This window comes from Methanomethylovorans sp. (assembly GCF_041305605.1).
GTDB lineage: Archaea > Halobacteriota > Methanosarcinia > Methanosarcinales > Methanosarcinaceae > Methanomethylovorans.
Window position 1 is genome coordinate 1 of sequence record NZ_JBFYLB010000056.1, and the last position, 2977, is coordinate 2977.

Annotated in this window: 2 protein-coding genes; both read right to left on the reverse strand. The window is 45.5% G+C overall.

The annotated features are described in order from the left end of the window. Positions 1-2015 (reverse strand): cation-translocating P-type ATPase (locus ACCM36_RS03755; protein WP_370572395.1); only part of this gene is annotated, 2015 nt, incomplete at its 3' end. A 9-nt stretch (positions 2016-2024) separates the two neighbouring features. Beyond that, positions 2025-2977 (reverse strand): carbohydrate kinase (locus ACCM36_RS03760; protein ID WP_370572396.1); only part of this gene is annotated, 953 nt, incomplete at its 5' end.

A 2977-nucleotide genomic window follows, 5' to 3' on the forward strand; every position in this document is an offset into this window, starting at 1 on the left:
CCCATCTTCACAGCTTCCACTATGGTGGCGAAGTTGTCATCCTGCAGCACCATCACGCTGGCCTCTCGTGACACATCCGTACCTTTGATACCCATAGCGATGCCTATATCAGCTTTCCTGAGGGCAGGTGCGTCATTGACCCCATCTCCTGTCATCGCCACAACATGTCCTCTATCCTGCAAGGCCTTGACTATGCGAAGTTTTTGTTCAGGCCGAGCTCTTGCATATATTCTTACATTTTCCACTACGCTGCTGAACTCTTCATCGTTAAGTTCATCCAGTTCACTGCCAGTGATAGCCCCATCTTCTAAAATGCGTCTGATCTTTCCATCAGTGATACTATCCAAAGGTACGATTCCATCAGATAGGCCGATCTCCATGGCAATAGCTTTTGCAGTTTCCTGATTATCTCCTGTGATCATGACTACCTTGATTCCCGCTCTATGGCAGGTTTCAATAGCTTTTTTTGCTTCCTCTCGCGGTGGGTCCAGCATAGCTACAAGTCCCAGGAATATCATGTCTTTCTCAAGTTCATCACCCTTTTCACTCAGGGGCCTGTACGCCAAAGCGAGCACACGATACGTTTTCTGTGCAAGCTCATGGTTCTTCTCAAGCATTTCCTCTCTGTCATGTTCTGTGAGAGCCCGCACACCTGAAGGGTCATATATGCGTGTGCACCTTTCAAGCACCATTTCGGGAGCACCTTTTGTAAAAGTCATCTTCTGTTCTTTTATATTGTGCAAGGTGCTCATCATCTTCCTTTCGGATGTGAAGATCACTTCCTGCAATCTCGGCAGCTCATCATCCAGTTTTCTTTTCCATATCCCGGTTTTAGCTGCAGCCACCAGCAAAGCTATTTCCGTAGGGTCGCCGATACCCTTCCATTCTTTATTTAATTCTTCCAGTGCGGCATTGTTGCATAAGGCCCCGGCTCTCAGCAACATTTCCAGACCCTTCTCATTTTCAATATCAACAGGAGTGTTACCGTTGAGTAGTTCCCCTTTCGGCTCATATCCCATCCCGGTAACATCCAGTTCTGAACCGGGCAGCACGATCTTCCTTACGGTCATCTCGTTGCGGGTAAGGGTACCTGTCTTATCAGTACAGATCACAGTGGTAGAACCCAGCGTTTCCACACCCAGCATTTTTCTTACGATAGCATTATGCTGAGCCATGTGACGCATCCCATTGGCAAGAGTAATGGTCATGGTGAGGGGTAAACCTTCAGGCACTGCTGCCACGGCAAGAGCGATGGCGATCAAAAGCATATCTGTCACCGGCGCTCCTTTAAATAGGCCAGTAACCAGAGTGACCAGGGATGCAATAAGTGCTATAGCAGCAAGGGTACGTGCAAGTTTTGTGATCTTCTCCTGCAGAGGAGTTGTTTCCTCTTCCTGCTGTACCAGCCCGGCTATTTCTCCGAGTTTTGTCTTCATACCAGTGGAGACCACAAGGGCGCTGCATTTGCCGTGTACTATCTGTGTGCCTGCAAAGATCATCTCGTCCTTTTCTTTGTTCACAGGTACGCTTTCTCCAGTCAGTGCGGCCTCTTCTACCCGCAGCCCGATCATTTCGATCACAAGAGCATCTGCAGGTATCATATCTCCGCTTTCCAGTACAAGTATGTCTCCCGGAACGACATCCTTTGAAGGTATTTCCTTTAGTGTTCCTTCCCTGCGCACTCTTATGATGGGCTGCACGAACTTCTTAAGGGCTTCCATGGCCTTTTCTGCTCTGTATTCCTGCAGGAATCCCATCAGTATTACAAAAAGAATGATGCCGATTATCGCCCAGAAATTGATAACTTCGTCAGCCACCAGAGCTATGATCGCAGCGGCAGCCAGTACCCATACTATTACATTCGCAAGCTGTCTGATAAAAACCTTAAAAGGAGTTACTCTGTTCTTTTCTTCAAGCTGGTTAGGTCCATACATCTCAATCCTTTTCTTAGCTTCTTCGTTTGCTAACCCTCTTGGGGAGCTTTCCAGTTTCAAAAAGGCTTCATCGGTCCTCATACCATTCTCCTATTTCAATAAAGATGCAAAATCCTTTGAGATATAGTTCTCAGTGTGTGTGCAGACATGCGTAGCAAAGCTTATTGCAGTCGTAATTATATAATTCCAGCTACGTTTCTCATTCCATCGGGTAAAAAAATTATCATTATCAAGTTCCAGCATGCTGTAGATCATGCCCGCATTAAAACTATCTCCGGCCCCTACAGTGCTCACAACTTTTACAGGGGGTATGGTGTAATAGGTTTGGTATTCAGCTGTCCTGAGCCATACCCCTCTGTCATCTTTCGTATATATCAGGCAGTTGCAGCCACATTCTCTTATGTGCTCATATACTTCGTCCACATCTTCTTTACCAAAAGCTATCTCAAAGTCTCTATGGGAACCCCTGACCATATGTGCCAGTGATATGTTCTCTTCAATAATATTCCTTGCACTTTCAATACGATTCAGAAGCAATTCCCTTAGGTTTGGATCATATAATATAATGGCTCCGGCATCTCTGGCTATTTTCAGTATGTCCGACAGTTTATCTCTTACCTGCTCTGATACCGCTATCAGGGAGCCAAAAAGTACTATATCACCTTTTGTGAAAACAGGAGTTGTTATCTGTAATCTTTCATTAGGAAATATTTCATAAAAAGCATATTCCGCATCATTCGCCTTATCCAGAAATGCCAGTGCAAGAGGTGTTTTTCCCTGTTCATATCTGTATATGTTTTCAGTATTCACGCCATTGATTTTGAGGAAGTCATGTATAATATCACCTAAAAGGTCTGTAGAGAACTCGGTTATCAAAGTTACATCTGCCCCGCACCTTCCCAAAGAAACGGCAGTGTTGAGCATCGCGCCGCCAGGGTTTGCAGCGAGAGGTACCTTTTCCCGAAAGGTTATATCGTAGAACGTCTCACCTATGGCAAATACCTTTGTCACTTTGTTGCCTGCCGGATATTCTGAACAATTCA